Raw genomic sequence first — 18,369 nt, 5'->3', positions numbered from 1 at the left:
GTCCATCGCGTGGTGCACGCGTCGTACTGCCCGCTCAGAATTATCTCCGCGCAGACCATCATACACCGGTTCGATGAAAATCACGTGATCAGTGCTTTCCACAAAAAAGGCACTCCACATGGAGTGTCCTATTTCTCCTCATATCCTATCGCAGCATACGTGCTCAGCCACGGCGTGAGCCGCGTCCGCCGCGCTTGGAATCGGTCTTGCGGCGCAGATCGGTCAATCGTTCATCGCTGTCCTTGAGGAAGCGCGACAACTTGTCCTCAAAGGACGGCGAGCCGATCTGACGTGATGCCGCCGTACGGCGCATATCGCGCGGTGGACGCGGCGGACGTGCCGGCGCAGCAGCGGACTGCGCAGCGGACGATTTATCCTGCAGAGCCTTGATCGACAGACCGATCTTCCCACGATCATCCACGGTCAGTACCTTGACCTTGACCTTGTCATGCTCTTTTAGAAAATCATGCACATCGCTCACGTAGACGTCGGCAACCTCCGAGATGTGGATCAGCCCCGTCTTCCCTTCCGGGAGTTCGACAAAAGCACCAAAATTCGTGATACCCGTGACAACACCCTCTACTACGCTGCCGACTTCAATGGCCAAAACAAATCTTCCCTTCAACGATAAACCATCGGGGTCTCCCCCACTGTCAGACATAATTATTATACAGGGCGGACGCCCGTTCTGTCAAGAAAATACGCAGCCCAGTCAGTTGCCGTTTCCACGCTTTCCCGGTGCATAGGGAAGTTCCCCTTCCCCCGTCATGCCGAGCTCCTCACGCGCCAATTTCTCAATGTACGGCAATTCCCCAAGATGCGTTTTCTCCGCCTGCAAACGGTCATTCTCCCCCTGTGCAGCCGTCAGCCGCTCGGATGCCGCACGCTGCTCCGCACGCACGTGAAAGAGATAGATTCCCTGTGATACGATCATCGTACCAAAGTAACCAAGGATCAGAAGAACCGTCACAACAAACCAGCGCGGCCGCCGTGCATTCTTTCTCCGTGCCATCCGTCTCCCTCACTTTCGCTGAAGCATCTCTGTCAGAATCTCCGCCACGCGCTGTGCCGCCTCCTCGCGGGCACAGTCGCGTGCCGCCCTGCGCATGGCAGGCAGACGATGCGTAAGTATGTCCTCCACCGCCGGCGCCATGCGCTCGCCCGGGTGCAGCCATACGGCCGCTCCACATCGCGTCGCATAGACGGCGTTCTCCGTCTCCGGCCCCGGAATCGGGTCATGCAGGAGGAGCGGCAGCCCTGCAGCGAATGCCTCGCTGATTGTGAGCGCACCGGGCTTCGTGATGAGCAGATCTGCCGCGCGCATCAATACCGGCACATCGTGGGTATAGCCGCGCACGGAGATCGCATGATGTGAATGTGCCGCGCGCGCACGCGCACGCTCCTCCAGTGCAGCATTATGTCCCGCCACGACGAGAACGGAGAGGCGCAGCTGTACTTGCTCCAAAGCCGCAAGGGTCGCCTCCATATCGCCAAGCCCCAGACCACCGCCCATGAGAAGAACGGTCGGCCGATCTCCAGAGAGTCCTGCCTGTACCTGTGCCTCGCGGCGTGCCAAACGGCTCGCCATGAGCGTAATCGGTATGCCCGTCGCATGGATGCACTTCCGATCAAAGCCACACGCCGCCATCTCATCCGCCATCGTCTCTGTCGCAACGAAATAGGCATCCACGTTACGCACAAACCAGATCGCGTGGAGAGCGTAGTCCGTGAGAAGTGCCGCCAGCGCAAAGGAGCCGCCATGCTGCTCGCGCCAGAGTGCTGCCGCCCCCTCGGGAAAGGGATGGGTGGCGACGACAAGGTCGGGCTGATACGTCCGAATGATCCGTCCCATCGTACGCACCATCACCCAAGCAAAGGCAGCACGCACCGCACCCCCGCCCGCCTTCTTTCCCGCAATGTGGAAGAAGACATCGTAGAGATTCGGCACAAAGCGCAGCATCGTCAGATAAATACGTTTCATGAGATAGTGGATGATGGACACCTCTCGCGACATGAAGTCCACAACATCGATCCGCTGCTCCGCCGCTCCCGGCTGCGCCTTCAGTGCCGCACGAATGGCCTCTGCCGCCCGCGTATGCCCTGCACCGATGGAGGCGGTCAAAATGAGAATGCGGGCATGTCCCATCAGCCACCTCCTCATACAATCTTATTTTAACATAATTTTTGACAATGGCAAATTTTTTTGACGGACGATGTGGATTTCTATGCCATCAGCCCGCCATCCACCATATAGATGCTGCCCGTTACCCATGCTGCCGCAGGAGAGGCGAGAAAGACGACAGCGGCAGCGGCCTCATCGGCCGTGCCGATGCGCCCGAGCGGATAGAGCGACGCCATCTCCCGCAGCTGATCCTCTCGTGGCAGATGCGCCGCGAGCTGGCGCTCCGTCATCGGCGTGAGAATATCGGCAGGTGCAACGGCATTCACGCGCACGCCGTCGCAGGCTGTCTCGCGGGCAAGCGAGCGCGTCAGCGCGACAACCGCGCCCTTCGTCGCCGCATACGCTGCACAAAAATAATTCCCATGCAGCCCTGCATCAGAGGCGATATTCACGATATTTCCATGCGTCTGCCGCAAATAGGGCAGAGCCGCCTGTGACAGATGGATCGTCCCCTTGATGTTCGTATCAAGCAGAGCGTCGAGCTCCTCCGCCGAAAGCGCATCCAGCGCGCCCTCGTGGTAGATGCCTGCGGCATTGATGAGAACGTCTAGCGCCCCACAGCAGCGGATTGCCTCCGCAACAACGCGGCCACAGTCGGACAGAGACCGTACATCGCCGGCACAAAACAGCACACGCCCTGTGGCAGAGAGCTGCTCCTCTGCGCCCTTGCCCCGCATCTGGTCACGCCCCATGAGCACAACGCGCGCACCGGCCGCCAGAAACATTGCCGCCGCCGCGTATCCGATGCCCGAGGTGCCGCCTGAGATCAGCACGGATTTTCCCGTGAATGCATCCGGTGCAAAGATCGTTTTGCTCATATCCGCCCCACAACGCAGAAAAACCGGACTCCCGTCGGAAGTCCGGTCACACTGCAAAATCAGTTCACAGCATCCTTCAGAGCCTTGCCGGCCTTGAACACAGGATTACGCGAAGCCGCGATCTCGATTTCCTTGCCCGTCTGGGGGTTACGCCCCTTGCGTGCCGCACGATCCTTCACCTCGAACGTGCCGAATCCGATCAGCTGAATCTTGTCACCCTCGGAAAGTGCGCCCTTGATCGTCTCAAAAACAGCATTGACTGCCTTCTCCGCGTCCTTCTTCGTGAGACTTGCCTGCTCTGCTACGTTTGCGACCAATTCCTGCTTGTTCAAAGTAGCATCCTCCTTTAAGATATTTTCCATTTTCCTCGCGACCGCTTAGTGTCGCACTGACATGAGAGAATTTAACAGAATTACCCCGAAAAATCAAGGGGAAATATTAAAAAAAGATGATTTTTCCCAAAAACTCCCGTTTTTTTTACGGATTTTCCCAAAAAGTCGGCATATAAGGGACAAAAATGGAGGTCAGATGATCCACATCCTCCTGCCGATCGAGTGCATAAAGCGGAATGCGCCGCACGTCCTGTTCGGGCAGACTGAGGTGGTGCAGATAGAGCACCTCCTGTACATCGTCGCAGTGCTCCATCAGGAGCAGTTTGACATCGGAAGCAATCGCACGCGAATAAATTTGTGTAATGATGCGGTCCTGCGTCGGCACGGCACGGATCTGCGCCTCATTCAGCGCGTCGAGAATGGAGAGCCCGTTCACGGGATCGATGCCCACCGCCGCAAAAAGCGGATCCAAAAAACTCATCCCGGACAGGATGTCGAGCGGTATCCCCTCGCGCTCTGCCGCAGGGCGCAGGAGCTGTACCGTGCGCTCTGCGACGTGCGGGCTTCCGGGAACGAGATAGAGCACAGAGCCCGTACGGACACGCGTACAGAGATCCGTGACAATCGCGGCATAGAGCGCGTCAAAGTCCCCCATCTCCTCGTAGAGGGGATCGTATGTCTCATAGGAAATCTGCACATCATCCAGTGCCGATACACTCGGGTGGATGCGCGTGCGCAGCACGATCTGCTCCGCCCTCTCGATCTGCGTCCATGTCTCGCGCGTAATCAGCCCCGCGTCACCGGGGCCGAGCCCCGCAACGGTCAATCGATAGTCATTCATGCCGCTCTCCTGTGATCAACTGCACAATCTCCAGCACCGTATCCAATACATTCCTGCATTCACGTGCCGCGAGGCGGATGCGATAGCCGCTCCCCTCGGGCAGGGGCCCGACGCGCCGCCCAAAGGCGCGGTCGAGGCGCATGAGTGCCGGGAGCGGCAGCTTTTCATCCGCCGGCAGGGCGATATCGAGCGCATTTTCCTTCAGCGCAATGCTCCGTGCATGAAAGGTCCGCGCCGCATTTTTGATGCGCGCGATATCGAGCAGAGCAAGGACGGGCGCTGTCGGCTCGCCGAACCGGTCGATCAGCTCGTCGAGCAGTGCATCGAGATCCTCATCCGTCTGCACCGCCGCGATCTTCTGATAGACCTCGATCTTGTGCATGGCGTCCTCGATGTAGCCGCCATCCAGATACGCCTCCACGGGGAGGTCGATGACGGTCTGTACGGGCGGCGGCGCAGGTTTCTCGCCCTTTTTGCGCGCCACGGCCTCCTCGAGCAGCTTCACATACATCTCAAAGCCGACGCCTGCGATATGCCCATGCTGCTGCGCACCGAGAAGGCTCCCCGCGCCGCGGATCTCGAGATCACGCATCGCGATCTTAAAGCCCGAGCCAAGGCGTGCAAACTCCTTCATCGCCTGTAGGCGCTTCTCCGCCGTCTCGCTGAGCACCTTGTCGCGCCGATACGTGAAGTAGGCAAACGCCATCTTCGCCGAGCGGCCGACGCGTCCGCGCATCTGATAGAGCTGCGAGAGGCCGAAGCGGTCGGCATCGTAGATGATGATCGTATTCGCGTTGGCGACATCGATGCCGTTCTCGATGATGCTCGTTGCAAGCAGGATGTCATAATGTCCCTCGTAAAAGTCCATCATGACCTGCTCCAAAATATCCTCGCTCATCTGTCCGTGCGCGGAGGCAATACGTGCCTGCGGTACAATCTGCTGCAGGTGCTCGCGCATCCGGTCGATGCTCTCCACGCGGTTGTAGATAAAGTAGATCTGCCCGCCGCGCGACAGCTCACGCTCGATCGCGCCGCGCATCATGGCATCACTGCTCTCCACGACGTAGGACTGCACAGGGAGGCGCTCGGCGGGCGGCGTCTCGATGACACTCATATCACGCGCACCCGCGAGCGACATGTGCAGCGTGCGCGGAATCGGCGTCGCAGAGAGCGTCAGTACATCGACGCCCGTCGCGAACTCCTTGATCTTTTCCTTCTGCGTCACGCCGAAACGCTGCTCCTCATCCACGATGAGCAGGCCCAGCTTCTGAAAGCGCACGCGCTTCCGATTAAGAATCGCATGTGTTCCGATGAGGATGTCCACTTGACCACGCGCCACATCGCGCAGCGTCGCCGCCTGTTCCCGCAGCGTGCGGAAGCGGCAGACAACGTCCACCTTCGGAGCGAAGTCGGCAAAACGCGCCGCAAAGGTCTGATAGTGCTGCTGTGCGAGAACTGTTGTCGGCACGAGCACGGCGACCTGATAGCCGTCCATCGCCGCCTTGTACGCCGCGCGAATCGCAACCTCCGTCTTGCCGAAGCCCACATCGCCGCAGAGCAGGCGATCCATCGGCTTTTCGCTTTCCATATCGTGCTTGATCTCTGCAATGGCGCGCAGTTGATCGTCCGTCTCCTGATACGGAAACGCCTCCTCGAACTCGCGCTGTCCCGCATCATCCGGCGAAAAGGCATGTCCCTTCGCCATGCGCCGCGCAGCGTAGAGCTCAATCAGATGGTCGGCGATATCCTCGACCGATTTCTGCGCCTTGGCTTGTGCGCGTGCCCAGTCTGCCGTACCCATGCGGTGCAGGCGCGGCGCAGCGCCTTCTGCACCGATATACTTTTGCAGGAGACTGACCTGATCGGTCGGGACGAAGAGCTTGTCATCCCCGCCGTACTGGATGTGCAAATAGTCGCGGTGAACACCGGCGACCTCGATGGTCTCCACGCCCAGATACTTCCCGATGCCGTGGGAGATGTGCACCACGTAGTCGCCGGGCGCAATCTCGCGAAAGTGGCGGATGCGCTCTCCCGCCGACGCTGTACGGCGCAGCCGTGCCTTATGACGACCGAAGATATCCTGCTCCGTCAGGACAGCAGTGCGAGACGTGCTCAGCTCAAAGCCCGCACGCAGGGTGCCGGGCGAAATGGTGACGGCATGTTCGGCCGGTGCATCTGCGCCGCGTGAAATGACCGTCGGGAGCTTCCAGAGCGTGAGCATCTCGCGCATTCGCGCGGCCTGCTCCGCCCCGCCCGCTAGGATGAGGACGCGCATCCCCTCTCCCAGATAGCGATGCAGCTCGCTCTCGAGGAGCGAAAACTGCCGCTGAAACGCCGTCATGGGCACCATCTGTACGCCGATGAGCGTCTGCGGCGTACACGTCGGGACAGCGCGATTCATGAGTGAGATGAACACCTCATGCCCCTCCGTACCGGCGGCGGTCATCTCTGCCCACGAGAAACACCGCGCCGCACGCACGGCATCCTCCCGCACGCCATCCTCCAGCGCCGCCATCAGGCGTGACGGCTCGTCAAAGACACTTGTTCCGGCTGCGCCGAGATAGCTCAAAAAACAGGCCTCCCCATTGTCGTCTGCGGCACGCAGAGGCATGATGGAGGCCGTTCCGATATTTTTGATGGAGCGCTTGGTCAGAGGATCGTACTCTCGCATGGAGTCGATCTCCGTATCGAAGAACTCCACACGGATGGGCGAGAGCGCATTGATGGGAAACACATCCACAATGCCGCCGCGCACGCTGAACTGTCCGACGTTCTCCACCTCCGGCACATGTTCATAGCCGAGCGCCGACAGCCGCTCCATCAGGGTCTCACGCGGGAGGTCTTGTCCCAGGCGCAGCGACAGTGCGGCACGGGAGAATTCCGTCGTGCTGAGCCCCTTCTGCGCCGCCGCACTGATGTCCGCCAACACGATGATCGGCTCATGACGCAGGAGACGCGCCATGATGTTCATGCGCTGTGCCGAGCGCTCCAGCCCCTTCGCCGCACCGGGTGCAGCAAAGTCAATGCGGTCCAGCTCGGGCAGCTCATAGACATCCGCCTCGGGCAGGAGTGCCGTGAGATCCTCCTGCCACGCGCGCAGCGCATCCCGTCCCGCCGTCACAATGGCGAGCGGGCGCGGTGCTGCATCATAGGCGGCGGCGACGGCGGCGTGCTTCAATGCCCCTGCGGCACCGTGCAGCATGGTCTGTGCTGCCGGCTGCGCAAATACCTCCGTCAGCTGACGGAGGGCGGGATCATCCCGCAGAAGCGAAAAAAATGTATTCATTTGGATGCGGCAAGAGCCGCGCGGATAAAGCCTGCAAAGAGTGGGTGCGGATGATTCGGCCGCGACTTCAGCTCCGGATGAAACTGCGAAGCGACGAACCACGGATGATCCTCGATCTCCACGATCTCCACGAGCTGATCATCGGGGCTTGTTCCTGCGATGCGCAGCCCCTTTTCCTCCAATTGAGCGCGATAGGCATTGTTGAACTCAAAGCGATGGCGGTGCCGCTCGCTGATCTCAGGCGTTCCATACGCCTCACGCGAGAGCGAATCCGCTGCGAGGACGCAGGGATACGCCCCCAGACGCATCGTACCCCCCTTCTCCTCCACGCCCTGCTGATCCTCCATCAGGGCAATGACGGGATGCGGTGTCTCGGGTACGAACTCCGTGCTGTGTGCACCGGAAAGTCCCGCCGCATGGCGCGCAAACTCGATGACAGCGCACTGCATGCCAAGACAGAGCCCGAGGAACGGGATCTTGTTCTCACGCGCATACTGGATCGCGCGGATCTTTCCCTCAACACCACGGTCGCCAAAGCCGCCCGGTACGAGGATGCCCTTGCAGCCGACGAAGATCTCGTCGAGATCTGCGTTCGGATCCTCCAGTTCCTCGGCGTTGATCCATGCGATCTTCACCTGCGCATCGTTTTCGATGCCGCCGTGATTGAGTGCCTCCGTCACCGACATATAGGCATCGGGCAACGCTACGTACTTGCCGACGACGGCGATTTTTACCTTCTTTGCGGGGTGATTGATCTTAAAGACCATCTTCCCCCATGCCTCCATGTTGGAGGGGTCAAAATCCATCGCCATTTTCTCGAGGACAATGCGGTCGAGGCCTTCCTGCTGCATCATCAGCGGCACCTCATAGATCGTCGAGGCCGTACGATTTTCGATGACTGCATCGGCGTCAACATCGCAGAAGAGCGCAATTTTCTCCTTCATCTCGCGCGGAATCGGCTGCTCCGTCCGGCAGACGAGGATGTCGGGCTGGATCCCGATGGCGCGCAGTTCCTTGACGCTGTGCTGGGTCGGCTTCGTCTTGAGCTCCCCCGCCGCCGTGATATAGGGGAGCAGTGTCACATGGATGTAGAGCGCATCATTCTTTCCCACTTCCTTTTTGACTTGGCGGATCGCCTCAAGGAAGGGAAGGCTCTCGATATCGCCGACGGTACCGCCGATTTCCGTGATGACGACATCGGCGTTATCCGCCTTTGCCACATCGTAGACGCGCTGCTTGATCTCGTTTGTGATATGCGGAATGACCTGTACCGTCGAGCCGAGGTAGTCGCCGTGACGCTCCTTGTTCAGGACGGATGCATAAACCTTTCCCGTTGTGATGTTCGACCGCTTTGTCAGATTGATATCAATGAAACGCTCATAGTGACCGAGGTCGAGATCCGTCTCCGCGCCATCGTCAGTGACGAATACCTCACCGTGCTGATAGGGGCTCATCGTGCCGGGATCAATATTGATGTACGGATCGAACTTCTGAATCGTCACCTTGATGCCACGGTTCTTGAGCAGGCGTCCGAGCGAAGCCGCAGTTATGCCCTTGCCGAGGGAAGAAACAACGCCGCCCGTAACGAATATATACTTTGCCATATTATGCCTCCGCCGTATCCTATCAGTTCTGAATGCTTTCGAGCTTCTTCTTGCGTGCTGCTTCCTTCGTAATCGCGGTCTTCGAGGTGCCGGAGGACGCGCGTGACGAGGAGCGCTTGACCTCGGGCGGCACCCACTCAGTCAGCCCCCAGCGGCTCTCGCCCTCGTAGTGGAAACGGCTGTCCATATTGATCATCGTATAGATCTCCGAGATCGCCATGGCGAGCGACTGCACGGGACGATGCGTCGCCTCGATGACCTCAAGGATCAGATCCTTATAGTTCATTGTCTCTTTCTTCTCTGCGAGGATATGATAGGCGGCGTCGACTTCCGACATCTTTGTATAATCCATGGATAGACTCCTTTCAATAGGACGTTGCATGATGGTTCACGGATCCATTCAACACCATCATCTTGGTGTATTTTCCCGCACTCCGGCGGAACATCTGCACCAATCGGATGACTGTCTCCCGTGAGGCCTTACATCTTCTCCGGCGCGGAAACACCCAGAATACCGAGACTGTGGCGAATCACGCGCCCGGTCGCCATGACGAGGGCGAGGCGGGCAGAGGCAAGTGCCGGTTCCTGTCCAACAATGCGGCATTTATTGTAAAACGCATGAAATGCAGCCGCGAGCTCATGGCTGTAGCGTGCGATGCGCTGAGGAGCGTATTCCGCTGCAGCGCGCTCGATCTCCTCAGGATAGGCAGCGAGCTTCTTGATGAGTGCCGTCTCCGTCTCATCCGTCAGGCGTTCCAGCTCCGCCCCATCTGAGGGGACAATTTTCGATTCCTCCGCCTGGCGGAAGATGCTGGAAATGCGTGCATGCGCATACTGGATGTAGTAGACGGGGTTTTCGTTCGTTCTCTTCTTCGCGAGATCGAGATCGAAATCCAGCTGGCTGTCGAGGGAGCGCATCAGGAAGAAATACCGCGCCGCATCGACGCCGACCTCCTCCATCAATTCCCGCAGCGTCACCGTCTCGCCCGTGCGCTTGCTCAGCTTTACGACCTCACCGTCGCGATAGAGGCTCACCATCTGCAGGAGAAGTACCGTAAGCTGCTGGGGATCGTGTCCGAGCGCCGCCATCGCAGCCTTGACGCGGGCGACATAGCCGTGATGATCCGCCCCCCAGATGTTGACGAGCCTGCCGAAGCCGCGCGCGTACTTATTGTCATGATAGGCGATATCCGCGGCAAGATACGTCGGTACGCCATTGTCGCGGAAGATCACGCGATCTTTGTCATCCCCGTAGTCCGTCGAGCGCAGCCATACCGCACCGTCCTTCTCGTAGGCGGCGCCGCGTTCGAGCAGCACATCGACGACGCGGCGCACGGCCGCCGGATGGAGCGTGCGCTCACTGAACCACGCATCGAACGTCACACCGAAGTCTGCGAGATCCTCGCGAAGCGCAGCGAGTTTCTCGCGATAGGCAATGTCCTTGAACTGTTCCAGACGCTCCTCCTCGGACAGAGCGAGATAGCGATCCCCGTCACGGTCGATGATGCGCTGTGCCGTCTCCACGATATCCGCACCGTGGTAGCCGTTCTCAGGGAACAGTACCTCCCGTCCGAGGAGCTCCAGATAGCGCGCATTCACCGACACGGCGAGCAAATGCATCTGGTTGCCCGCATCGTTGACATAGTACTCGCTCTCCACCGTATAGCCTGCCGTCCGCAGCAGCGTCACCAGCGCCGAGCCGACCGCCGCACCGCGCCCGTGTCCGACGTGCAGCGGTCCCGTCGGATTCGCGCTGACGTACTCCACCTGAATCGGCGCCGCATCCTTCGGCGCCAGTGTACCGTAGGTCTCCCCCGCACGCAGAATCCCACGCAGGGTATCTGCCATCACATCTTTTTTGAGATAGAAATTGAGGAAGCCCGGTCCTGCCACCTCCGCATGATCGAGCCATCCGCCCGTAAAATGGGCACGAAGCGTCTCCGCGATCTTCTTCGGCTGCTGACGAAAGACGCGCGCCGACTGCATCGCAAAGTTCGTGGCAAAATCGCCCAGCGCCTTATCCGGCGGCTCCTCCAGAAGAATGGGGGGAAGTGCGCCGCCCTCCGGCAGCTCTCCCGCCGCCGTGGCGGCCTCCACGGCACGAAGCAGTGCCTGCTCAATCTGCTGTTTGATCTCCACCTTGATTTGATCTCCTTTGCATTGGCTCAATTCGTATTTCCATCGTGTTGTCGCTCTGACGCATCCCGTCCACATAGAGCGTATAGAAAATATACGCTTCCTCCACCCCGTCCGGAAAGCTGCGCACGCGCAGGCGCCGCGTCAACGTGGACAGCGAGAACCGCCCGTACGGGGTGCGGTAGTCGCCGCGCCGTTCCTGCCCCGGGACGAAGTTCTGCGTACAGCGCACGACGCCACGCCGCTGCAGACGCACATCGTCCGCACCGATGCGCAGAATCGTCGGGACAATCGCGCCCTCAATCAGCTCTGCATCGTCATAGCTCACATAGCGGCTCTCTCCACGCAAAAAACGCCGTCCTATCACGGACAGCGTAATGCGGCTCTCCTCGCCTGCAGCATCCACCTGTCTTCCCTTGAGAAAGACACGCACCTGCTCCGCACCCTTCATCGAAACCTCCTCCGATAAAAAGTGTTCCGTGCAGCGAGAGCACGACATCGATCATACTCTCGACGCGTTATTCTTGAAATCACCGATAAAGCAGCCCCTCGGATGAGCGCAGATTGCCCGTCATCGCATCGACAAAAAAGATGCGCTGAGATGGCCGCACTGTATTGATCGGAGATTCCTTTATACCTGGTCAACGGCAATATCCAATTCCACAAGTTTACCGCTCAGATCCATTGCGACGACGAGGTACTGGCCATCGCAGACCTTCACCTCGAAGTCCGCCCCCACCGTCAACGACGGCGTGGAGATATCGACATCCAGCTCCAAGGCCGTGATGTTCGTCGCCGTGTGAGCCGTCAGCATATTGCTCAGCTCTGAGATCGCGCTCTGCGCCATCTCGTCGAACATCTCGACCGGCATCCCCATCATCATCTGCGACGCGATAAACTTGGCCGTCTCCTCACTCATATTGTAGACGACATTCCCGCGAATCTGCTTGGTAAAGCCCACCAGCATCGAAACGCCGAGGCTCTTGACGCGCGACTTCGCTGCGTAGAGCTTCGTCCGTGTCGGTTCGGGGAATCCCAGCATCGGCATCACCGTCGTAAAGGCGTCCACAAAAGGATTGATCAGTTTTGCATCCATCGATTACTCTCCTTCTGCAAAGCCCACATTGATCCGGACGGTTCCGATCGGCAACTGCATGCTGATACAGAACGTCGTCATGCGGGGACTTACAATATGCACCTGCGTGCCCGAGATCGTCCCCGGAGGCGTCAGGCGCAGTTCCTTCCCATCCAGGACATTGTTGATCTTGGAAACGGCTCGCCCTGCAATGATATTTGCGGCTTCCTCCACGGCATCTGGTGCCTCGTTCTCCGCGAGCTCTTCTACGGTCGAATATCCAAGCATGTGCATGGCGAAGAGCTGTACCACAGATTCCTCTGCGTAGAGGATCACGCGTCCTGTCGTATAGCCCGTGATGCCGATGATCACTGCCGCACCGCTCACATCGAGTGTGCGCGACTCATAGGGTGCAATCTCCGGCTCTCCCTCCATATTGAGGAGCCCCGACACACCCTGCTGGAGGGCACGTGCAAACGGCTTTGCATAGAGTTCCCGAAACTCTGTCTCCTGCGTGGCGGATACCTGCCCGATCAGGTACAGCGTATCCAGCAGATCTGCCTGCGAAACCGGCTTTTGAAGGAACGCACGCACGCCGACAGCCTTCCCTTGTGTGATGAGCTTCAGATCCTTCATCGCACTGATCATCAGAATCCGTGCATCCGCATCCAGCGCGAGGATACGTCTGCTGCACTCAAGGCCGTTTGTGTCCGGCAGGTTCATATCCATCGTCACGAAGTCCGGCCGCAGCTCTTCGTAGAGTTTCAGCGCCTCCACGGCATCTGCCGCCATCCCGCAGACCTCGAAATCCGTTTCCCTTAGATGTTCAGCAATCATCACGCGGCTGATCTTGGAGTCGTCCACGATCAGTACCCGCAGCTTTCCCATTCCTACTCCCCCTCTGCCACGAACACTCTATTCTAATTCTATTATACACAAAAAAAGCTGTTCGTCACATATTTTTTGGGAGAACTTCGATCCAATAGCCGTCGGGATCCTCTACGAAGTAAATGCCCATTTCGGCATTCTCATAGCAGATGACCCCCATCTCCGTATGCAGCGCATGCGCTGCTGCATAGTCGTCCGTATGGAGCGCGAGATGGAACTCCTTTTCCCCGAGATTGTACGGTTCAGTTCGCGCGTCCAGATAGGTCAGCTCCAGCTCAAAGTCCGTCGTGCCGTCCGTCAGATAGACGAGGGTAAAGCCCTCCGCCTCTAGGCGACGCTTCTCACGGAAGCCAAATGCCTTCTCATAGAACGCCATGCTGCGTGCCAGATCAAGCACATTGAAATTCACATGCGTAAAATTAAATGCCATAATGTCCTCCCCATTAAGGAATCGCTGATAAATTTCGTACTTTGTGTATATCGGAAAATGCCGTCCTCCTCATAAGCGCATCACCGACAGCTCCCTACTGTCGTGATGCGCGGTCAAAGAGCTCCGTCACGGCCGCAGGCGGCTCTGCATCGAGCCGGCTCACCACATAGATGGCAGCGAGTGCCAGCAGAAATCCCGGCACGATCTCATAGAGTCCAAAGAACGCAAACTGCTTCCAGACGAGCACCGTTACGCCGCCCGTCACAATCCCTGCGAGCACGCCGCGCTCCGTCGTCCGCCGCCAAAAGAGGCACATGAGGAGTGCGGGGCCGAAGGCGGCACCGAAGCCTGCCCACGCATACGCCACCATATCGAGGATAAAGTTGTCGGGGCTGAGCCCGAGATAGATCGCCGCCGCTGCAATCACGAGAACGGACAGACGGCTCACCCAGACCAGCTCGCCCTGCTGCGCTTCGGGGCGGAAGCTGCGCCGATAGATATCCTGCGCAAACGCCGAGGCGGCTACGAGGAGCTGCGCCGACGCCGTGCTCATGATCGCTGCCAGCACCGCCGCGAGGATCAGCCCCGCGACGACCGGCGGGAAAAGCTCACCCGCCATCGTGAGGAACACCGTCTCCGTTGCTGTTCCCGCCAGCGGTGTCTTAAGATACACCGCCCCCACCATGCCGACGAGAATCGCCGCCGAGAGGGAGATCACCACCCATGACATGGCGATGCGCGTCGCCTGGGGCAGCTCCTCTGCATGGCGGATCGCCATAAAGCGCACGAGAATATGCGGCTGTCCGAAATAACCGAGCCCCCAGCCCATGAGGGAAATGAACTCGATGAACCCGAGTGTACTGCCGTCGGGCTTGGTCAGCGGCGCGAAAAATTCTGCATGCTGTGCATGGATCAGATCCGCCGTCGCCGAAAAGCCGCCCAGCATCAATGCCGCCCCCACAGGAACCACGAGAATGGCAAAGAACATCATCACGCCTTGGATAAAATCCGTTCGAGACACGGCGAGAAAACCACCGACGAGCGTGTAGAACACCACGACCACGGCACCAAAGAGCAGCGCCGTCAGATACGGCAGCTGGAAAATTGTCTCAAAGAGGCGCCCCGCCGCCACGAATCCCGATGACGTATAGAGGATAAAAAAGATGAGAATGAAGATTGCAGGTACGATCCGCAGTGCGCCCGACGTGGCAAAAAAACGATTTTCAAAGAAATCCGGCAGCGTCAGTGAGTTGTGTGCCAGCTCTGTATAGACGCGCAGGCGCGCCGCGATGAACTGCCAGTTCGCCCATGTGCCGAGCGCCAGACCGAGTGCAATCCAGCCGGCGTTGAGCCCCGCCGTATAGGCAAAGCCGGGCAGCCCCATCAGCATCCACCCCGACATATCCGACGCCTCGGCACTCATCGAGGTCACCCATGCGCCGAGCTTTCGATTCCCGAGGAAGTAATCGCTCATATTGCGCGTCCGTCGATAGTAGTAGACGCCAATGCCCATCATCAGGAGCATATAAACAAGAAAAATAACACTGATCTCAATCCGCTCTGCCAACAAAAAATCTCCTAACACCATAATATGTCGTTTATTATACGGGATTCTCGGCGGAAAAGCAAAAATATTTGCAAGGAATCGCCGATAAAACGTGGCCTGCCGGATTGGCGCAGATTTTAGGAATCACTGATAAAATGAGGTCTGCCAGATTGGCGTAGATTTTTTCGTCCGAACGAGGTGGAAAACCGGACGCAGAGTGGTGCTCTGTGGAGGATTTTCCGCCGAAGTGCGGGCAAAAAAGATGCGTCAAGATGGTTGTGCCGAATTTATCAGTGCTTCCTTTATCCACAAAGATAAAAACCCCGCTTACGCGGGGCTGTGTCGTCAGTGCTTCCTTTACGTTACTCCTGCAGCTCAAACATACTCTTATCCACGCCACAGAGCGGGCAGACAAAATCGTCGGGCAGATCGTCAAACGCCACGCCCGGAGCGAGATCGTAGTCCGGATCTCCCTTTGCCTCGTCATACACCCAGCCGCAAACCGAGCAAACCCATGTCTTCATAACAAATTCCTCCTATAATCATACACAGTTTCAGTAGATGATACTGGTTCTTTCTTTTACTAACCAATAACTATTATTATAATATAGCATTTTTCTCTTTTTGTCCATACCCCTGCGCAAAATTTTATCCATTTTTTCCGTAGCGATATTCCGTCGGCTTCATGCCCATATGCTTCTGAAAGACCTTGCTGAAGTAGCGCGTATCCTGATAGCCGCAGGCGGCAGCGACCGCATAGATCTTGGCATCACTCTCGCGCAGCATGTGTCCTGCATGACGCAGGCGGCATTCCGTCAGGTAGGAGCTGAAGGAGGTTCCGCACCGCGCAAAAAGTTTGTGGAGATAGCTGACGCTCAGCCCCAGCTCTCCTGCAACCTCGCGGACGGTGATCGGTTCTGCCATGTGTGCCTCTATGTGCCGTACAGCATGCAGGAGATAGCCGCGCACGGGCTCTTCCGCGGGAAGCGCTAAATTCCCGTACACTGGATCATCATCATCACAGTGTACGCCATGACGACGGCTCATGATATGCCCAGCGGCGAGTTTGATCGCGGCCGCAAGCTCCTCATCATCCAGCGGCTTGAGGAGGTAGGCACATACACCGAGGGCAATCGCCTGCTGTGCATACTCAAACTCCCCGAATCCCGACAGGATAATGTACTCGGCATCGATCTCCTCGCGCAGACTGGCGATGACATCGAGCCCCGTCATCCCCGGCATCTTGATGTCCACGATCAGCACATCTGGATGGTGTTCCCGCGCCATGAGGATGCCCTCCATCCCGCCAGAGGCCACACCGATTACCTCTGCACCAAAATCCTGCCACGGGGTCAGCTGTACGATGCCCTGCCGCTGCAGCGGCTCATCATCAATCACAAGCACTTTAATCATCGCGCGGAGCCTCCTCCATGTACTTCAACGTAAGCCGCACCTCTGTGCCCTTCCCCTCCGCACTGGAGAGGTCAATCCCGCAGTCCGCATCACCGTTCAGCATAGCGCGCATGTGGACGTTATAGAGGCCAAAGTGATTATCATCCTGCTGCGCGAGCACTTCCTGCTGGCGCGCTTCGGACATCCCCTGCCCGTCGTCCTTCACGCGGAGAAGAATATGATCGCCGTCGCGCCTGCCGACGATGAGGATGCGCCCGCCGCTCTCCACACTCTCAAGTCCATGTTGAATCGCGTTCTCGACCAGCGGCTGGAGGATGAGCTTCGGCACATAGCATCCCATGATGCGGCTGTCTACATCCAGCGTCACCTTCAGACGTCCCTCGAAGCGCCGTTGTTGGATTTTCAGATAGGTGCGCAGGAAGGATAGTTCCTCTGCCACCGTCACGAATTCCTTCATGCTCACCGAAGCACGCAGGATCTTGCCGAGCTGGACGGCGATATCTGCCGCGCCCTCCGCGTCGCCGAGCTTTGCACTCCACTTGATGAGGTTCAGCGTATTGTAGATGAAATGCGGGCGCGTCATTTCGGTCAATGACTTGACCTCCGCAATGCGCAGGCGCCGCTCTCGCGCACGGTTCTCCGCTAGGAGCGTCCGTATGTGCGCAATCAGGCCATTGAACGTCCGTGCGAGCTCTCCGATCTCGTCGCGGCGATGCGCCTCCAGCTGCGTCGAAAAATCATCCGAGCTCCGTGCACGGCGCATTGCCTGTGTCAGAATGTGGAGCGGATGCCAGAGACGGCGGCTGAGCCGCCACGCGAGGTATGCCGTCACCGCAAGCGCGGCAGCGTCTACGGCAAGGATGAGACGTATCAGCTCCTCCACCGGTGTCCCATCCGTCCGCTGCCGGAGATGCACGGCAATCCCCGTCACGGCAGAGCTGTTCACGAAGTCACGAAAAACGGACGCTGACGTTTCATCCTCCGCCGCCGAAGCAAAGAGGGCGGAGAACCCTTCGCCGCGATGATCGAGCAAATCCATCATCACGTAGCGGTAGCGATCCGTCAGGATGATCTGCCCCTCGTTGCCGTCCTGCACCCGCTGAATGAGCGGAACGAGAGCCTCGCGGCGAATATCGACAACCACGGCACCGAGCAGCTTGCCATTTTGACGAATGGCATGAGCCATCGAAAAAACAGTATTCTGCTGGTCAGGAGCCGTGCGGTCAGCCGCAATCAACGCCCAGCCATCTTGCTGTACCGCCTGACCGATCACGCCCCAGTGGAGATTCGTCGGGAGATGATGGTCACGCGGCACATCGTCCGTGGCAATCGCACGCCGCCCATCCGCTGGAAGCAGATAGACGGCCGCCTCCCCCGTACGCCCGGAGAGGACACCATAGAGATCGGCATAGAGATGCGTCGTATCCGTCGGCTCCCCGTGCATATACGCCATGACATCATCCCGCATGAAAAACGGCATCATCAGCCGCTGATAAGCAAGTGCGAGATTGTCGATCTCACGGGAGATGCGCTGCACCTCAGCGTACCCGGCTTTCTCCTGTGTACTCTCATAGGCACGATCCGCAGCGTAGAGGATAATCGACGAGACGATCAGGAGAGGAAGGACGCCGCCTAAGAGAAGGTATGCGAACAGTCGCTTCTGATAACTGATCGTATACCACTCCATTTCTGTATCCTCCGCCTTTCCCATACATCAAAAACAAGATCTCGCCGCGTCAGAACAACCATAAGAATGTATAAAAATACATTATGTTCCTCAATCTTCAGACTATATAGAAAGAATAAGGATAAATCGTT

The 18,369-nt window shown here is 58.3% G+C and carries 18 protein-coding genes; all 18 read right to left on the bottom strand.

Features of this window, described 5'->3' with window-relative positions; all coding sequences use genetic code 11:
* Positions 1–163: 163 nt before the first annotated feature.
* The 18 genes from ADJ74_RS07845 to ADJ74_RS07760 all read right to left on the bottom strand — a co-directional run bounded on the left by ADJ74_RS07845 (position 164) and on the right by ADJ74_RS07760 (position 18,238).
* Entirely contained in the window at positions 164–607 is a 444-nt protein-coding gene (locus ADJ74_RS07845; protein ID WP_039980977.1) for a S1 domain-containing RNA-binding protein, read from the bottom strand.
* A 105-nt stretch (positions 608–712) separates the two neighbouring features.
* On the bottom strand, positions 713–1,012 hold the full coding sequence (locus ADJ74_RS07840; RefSeq protein ID WP_050343275.1) for a septum formation initiator family protein: 300 nt from the start codon (positions 1,010–1,012) through the stop codon (positions 713–715).
* A gap of 9 nt (positions 1,013–1,021) precedes the next feature.
* A complete protein-coding gene (locus ADJ74_RS07835; RefSeq protein WP_050343273.1) occupies positions 1,022–2,146 on the bottom strand; it encodes a glycosyltransferase in 1,125 nt (374 codons plus the stop codon).
* Positions 2,147–2,223: 77 nt separating this feature from the next.
* The gene (locus tag ADJ74_RS07830; protein WP_050343271.1) at positions 2,224–3,000 is read right to left on the bottom strand and encodes an SDR family NAD(P)-dependent oxidoreductase; all 777 of its coding nucleotides are present in this window, start codon (positions 2,998–3,000) and stop codon (positions 2,224–2,226) included.
* Between the two features lie 59 nt (positions 3,001–3,059).
* Positions 3,060–3,332 carry an HU family DNA-binding protein gene (locus ADJ74_RS07825; RefSeq protein WP_050343269.1) on the bottom strand — a complete coding sequence of 91 codons (273 nt, stop codon included), beginning with the start codon at positions 3,330–3,332 and terminating at the stop codon, positions 3,060–3,062.
* A 145-nt stretch (positions 3,333–3,477) separates the two neighbouring features.
* Entirely contained in the window at positions 3,478–4,173 is a 696-nt protein-coding gene (locus ADJ74_RS07820; RefSeq protein ID WP_050343267.1) for an SAM-dependent methyltransferase, read from the bottom strand.
* Positions 4,166–7,459 carry a transcription-repair coupling factor gene (mfd, locus tag ADJ74_RS07815; RefSeq protein WP_050343265.1) on the bottom strand — a complete coding sequence of 1,098 codons (3,294 nt, stop codon included), beginning with the start codon at positions 7,457–7,459 and terminating at the stop codon, positions 4,166–4,168. Before mfd ends, ADJ74_RS07820 begins: the two co-directional genes overlap by 8 nt.
* Complete coding sequence (locus ADJ74_RS07810; RefSeq protein WP_050343263.1) at positions 7,456–9,063, bottom strand: CTP synthase; 1,608 nt, start codon at positions 9,061–9,063, stop codon at positions 7,456–7,458. The genes mfd and ADJ74_RS07810 overlap by 4 nt, the downstream gene beginning before the upstream one ends.
* A gap of 22 nt (positions 9,064–9,085) precedes the next feature.
* The gene (gene rpoE / locus ADJ74_RS07805) at positions 9,086–9,415 is read right to left on the bottom strand and encodes a DNA-directed RNA polymerase subunit delta (protein ID WP_009442770.1); all 330 of its coding nucleotides are present in this window, start codon (positions 9,413–9,415) and stop codon (positions 9,086–9,088) included.
* 128 nt (positions 9,416–9,543) lie between these two features.
* Positions 9,544–11,202: an arginine--tRNA ligase gene (gene argS, locus ADJ74_RS07800; RefSeq protein ID WP_050343261.1), complete on the bottom strand. Its 1,659-nt coding sequence runs from the start codon at positions 11,200–11,202 to the stop codon at positions 9,544–9,546.
* Entirely contained in the window at positions 11,180–11,650 is a 471-nt protein-coding gene (locus ADJ74_RS07795) for a DUF1934 domain-containing protein (RefSeq protein WP_009442772.1), read from the bottom strand. Before ADJ74_RS07795 ends, argS begins: the two co-directional genes overlap by 23 nt.
* A gap of 180 nt (positions 11,651–11,830) precedes the next feature.
* Positions 11,831–12,295: a chemotaxis protein CheX gene (locus ADJ74_RS07790; protein WP_050343260.1), complete on the bottom strand. Its 465-nt coding sequence runs from the start codon at positions 12,293–12,295 to the stop codon at positions 11,831–11,833.
* A 3-nt stretch (positions 12,296–12,298) separates the two neighbouring features.
* Positions 12,299–13,162 carry a response regulator gene (locus ADJ74_RS07785; RefSeq protein WP_050343258.1) on the bottom strand — a complete coding sequence of 288 codons (864 nt, stop codon included), beginning with the start codon at positions 13,160–13,162 and terminating at the stop codon, positions 12,299–12,301.
* Positions 13,163–13,226: 64 nt separating this feature from the next.
* Positions 13,227–13,592 (bottom strand): VOC family protein, encoded by a 366-nt coding sequence (locus ADJ74_RS07780; RefSeq protein WP_050343257.1) that lies wholly within the window; start codon positions 13,590–13,592, stop codon positions 13,227–13,229.
* Between the two features lie 94 nt (positions 13,593–13,686).
* Positions 13,687–15,159: a sodium/proline symporter PutP gene (gene putP / locus ADJ74_RS07775; protein ID WP_050343254.1), complete on the bottom strand. Its 1,473-nt coding sequence runs from the start codon at positions 15,157–15,159 to the stop codon at positions 13,687–13,689.
* A 341-nt stretch (positions 15,160–15,500) separates the two neighbouring features.
* A complete protein-coding gene (locus tag ADJ74_RS07770) occupies positions 15,501–15,662 on the bottom strand; it encodes a rubredoxin (protein ID WP_009442777.1) in 162 nt (53 codons plus the stop codon).
* Positions 15,663–15,786: 124 nt separating this feature from the next.
* Positions 15,787–16,551 (bottom strand): response regulator, encoded by a 765-nt coding sequence (locus ADJ74_RS07765; RefSeq protein WP_050343252.1) that lies wholly within the window; start codon positions 16,549–16,551, stop codon positions 15,787–15,789.
* Entirely contained in the window at positions 16,544–18,238 is a 1,695-nt protein-coding gene (locus tag ADJ74_RS07760) for a histidine kinase (protein WP_050343250.1), read from the bottom strand. The genes ADJ74_RS07765 and ADJ74_RS07760 overlap by 8 nt, the downstream gene beginning before the upstream one ends.
* Positions 18,239–18,369: the final 131 nt, after the last annotated feature.

Source organism: Selenomonas sp. oral taxon 478 (assembly GCF_001189555.1).
GTDB lineage: Bacteria > Bacillota > Negativicutes > Selenomonadales > Selenomonadaceae > Centipeda > Centipeda felix.
Note: the sequence above shows the minus strand (reverse complement) of the source record. Positions and strands in the feature narration are given on the sequence as shown.

Bases quoted from the DNA above. Each gene is read 5' to 3' on its own strand.
- ADJ74_RS07785 (WP_050343258.1), bottom strand. From the start codon at position 13,162: ATGGGAAAGCTGCGGGTACTGATCGTGGACGACTCCAAGATCAGCCGC.
- ADJ74_RS07810 (WP_050343263.1), bottom strand. From the start codon at position 9,063: ATGGCAAAGTATATATTCGTTACGGGCGGCGTTGTTTCTTCCCTCGGC.
- ADJ74_RS07835 (WP_050343273.1), bottom strand. From the start codon at position 2,146: ATGGGACATGCCCGCATTCTCATTTTGACCGCCTCCATCGGTGCAGGG.
- ADJ74_RS07820 (WP_050343267.1), bottom strand. From the start codon at position 4,173: ATGAATGACTATCGATTGACCGTTGCGGGGCTCGGCCCCGGTGACGCG.
- ADJ74_RS07760 (WP_050343250.1), bottom strand. From the start codon at position 18,238: ATGGAGTGGTATACGATCAGTTATCAGAAGCGACTGTTCGCATACCTT.
- rpoE (WP_009442770.1), bottom strand. From the start codon at position 9,415: ATGGATTATACAAAGATGTCGGAAGTCGACGCCGCCTATCATATCCTC.
- ADJ74_RS07770 (WP_009442777.1), bottom strand. From the start codon at position 15,662: ATGAAGACATGGGTTTGCTCGGTTTGCGGCTGGGTGTATGACGAGGCA.
- ADJ74_RS07830 (WP_050343271.1), bottom strand. From the start codon at position 3,000: ATGAGCAAAACGATCTTTGCACCGGATGCATTCACGGGAAAATCCGTG.
- ADJ74_RS07795 (WP_009442772.1), bottom strand. From the start codon at position 11,650: ATGAAGGGTGCGGAGCAGGTGCGTGTCTTTCTCAAGGGAAGACAGGTG.
- ADJ74_RS07790 (WP_050343260.1), bottom strand. From the start codon at position 12,295: ATGGATGCAAAACTGATCAATCCTTTTGTGGACGCCTTTACGACGGTG.
- ADJ74_RS07840 (WP_050343275.1), bottom strand. From the start codon at position 1,012: ATGGCACGGAGAAAGAATGCACGGCGGCCGCGCTGGTTTGTTGTGACG.
- ADJ74_RS07765 (WP_050343252.1), bottom strand. From the start codon at position 16,551: ATGATTAAAGTGCTTGTGATTGATGATGAGCCGCTGCAGCGGCAGGGC.
- mfd (WP_050343265.1), bottom strand. From the start codon at position 7,459: ATGAATACATTTTTTTCGCTTCTGCGGGATGATCCCGCCCTCCGTCAG.
- ADJ74_RS07780 (WP_050343257.1), bottom strand. From the start codon at position 13,592: ATGGCATTTAATTTTACGCATGTGAATTTCAATGTGCTTGATCTGGCA.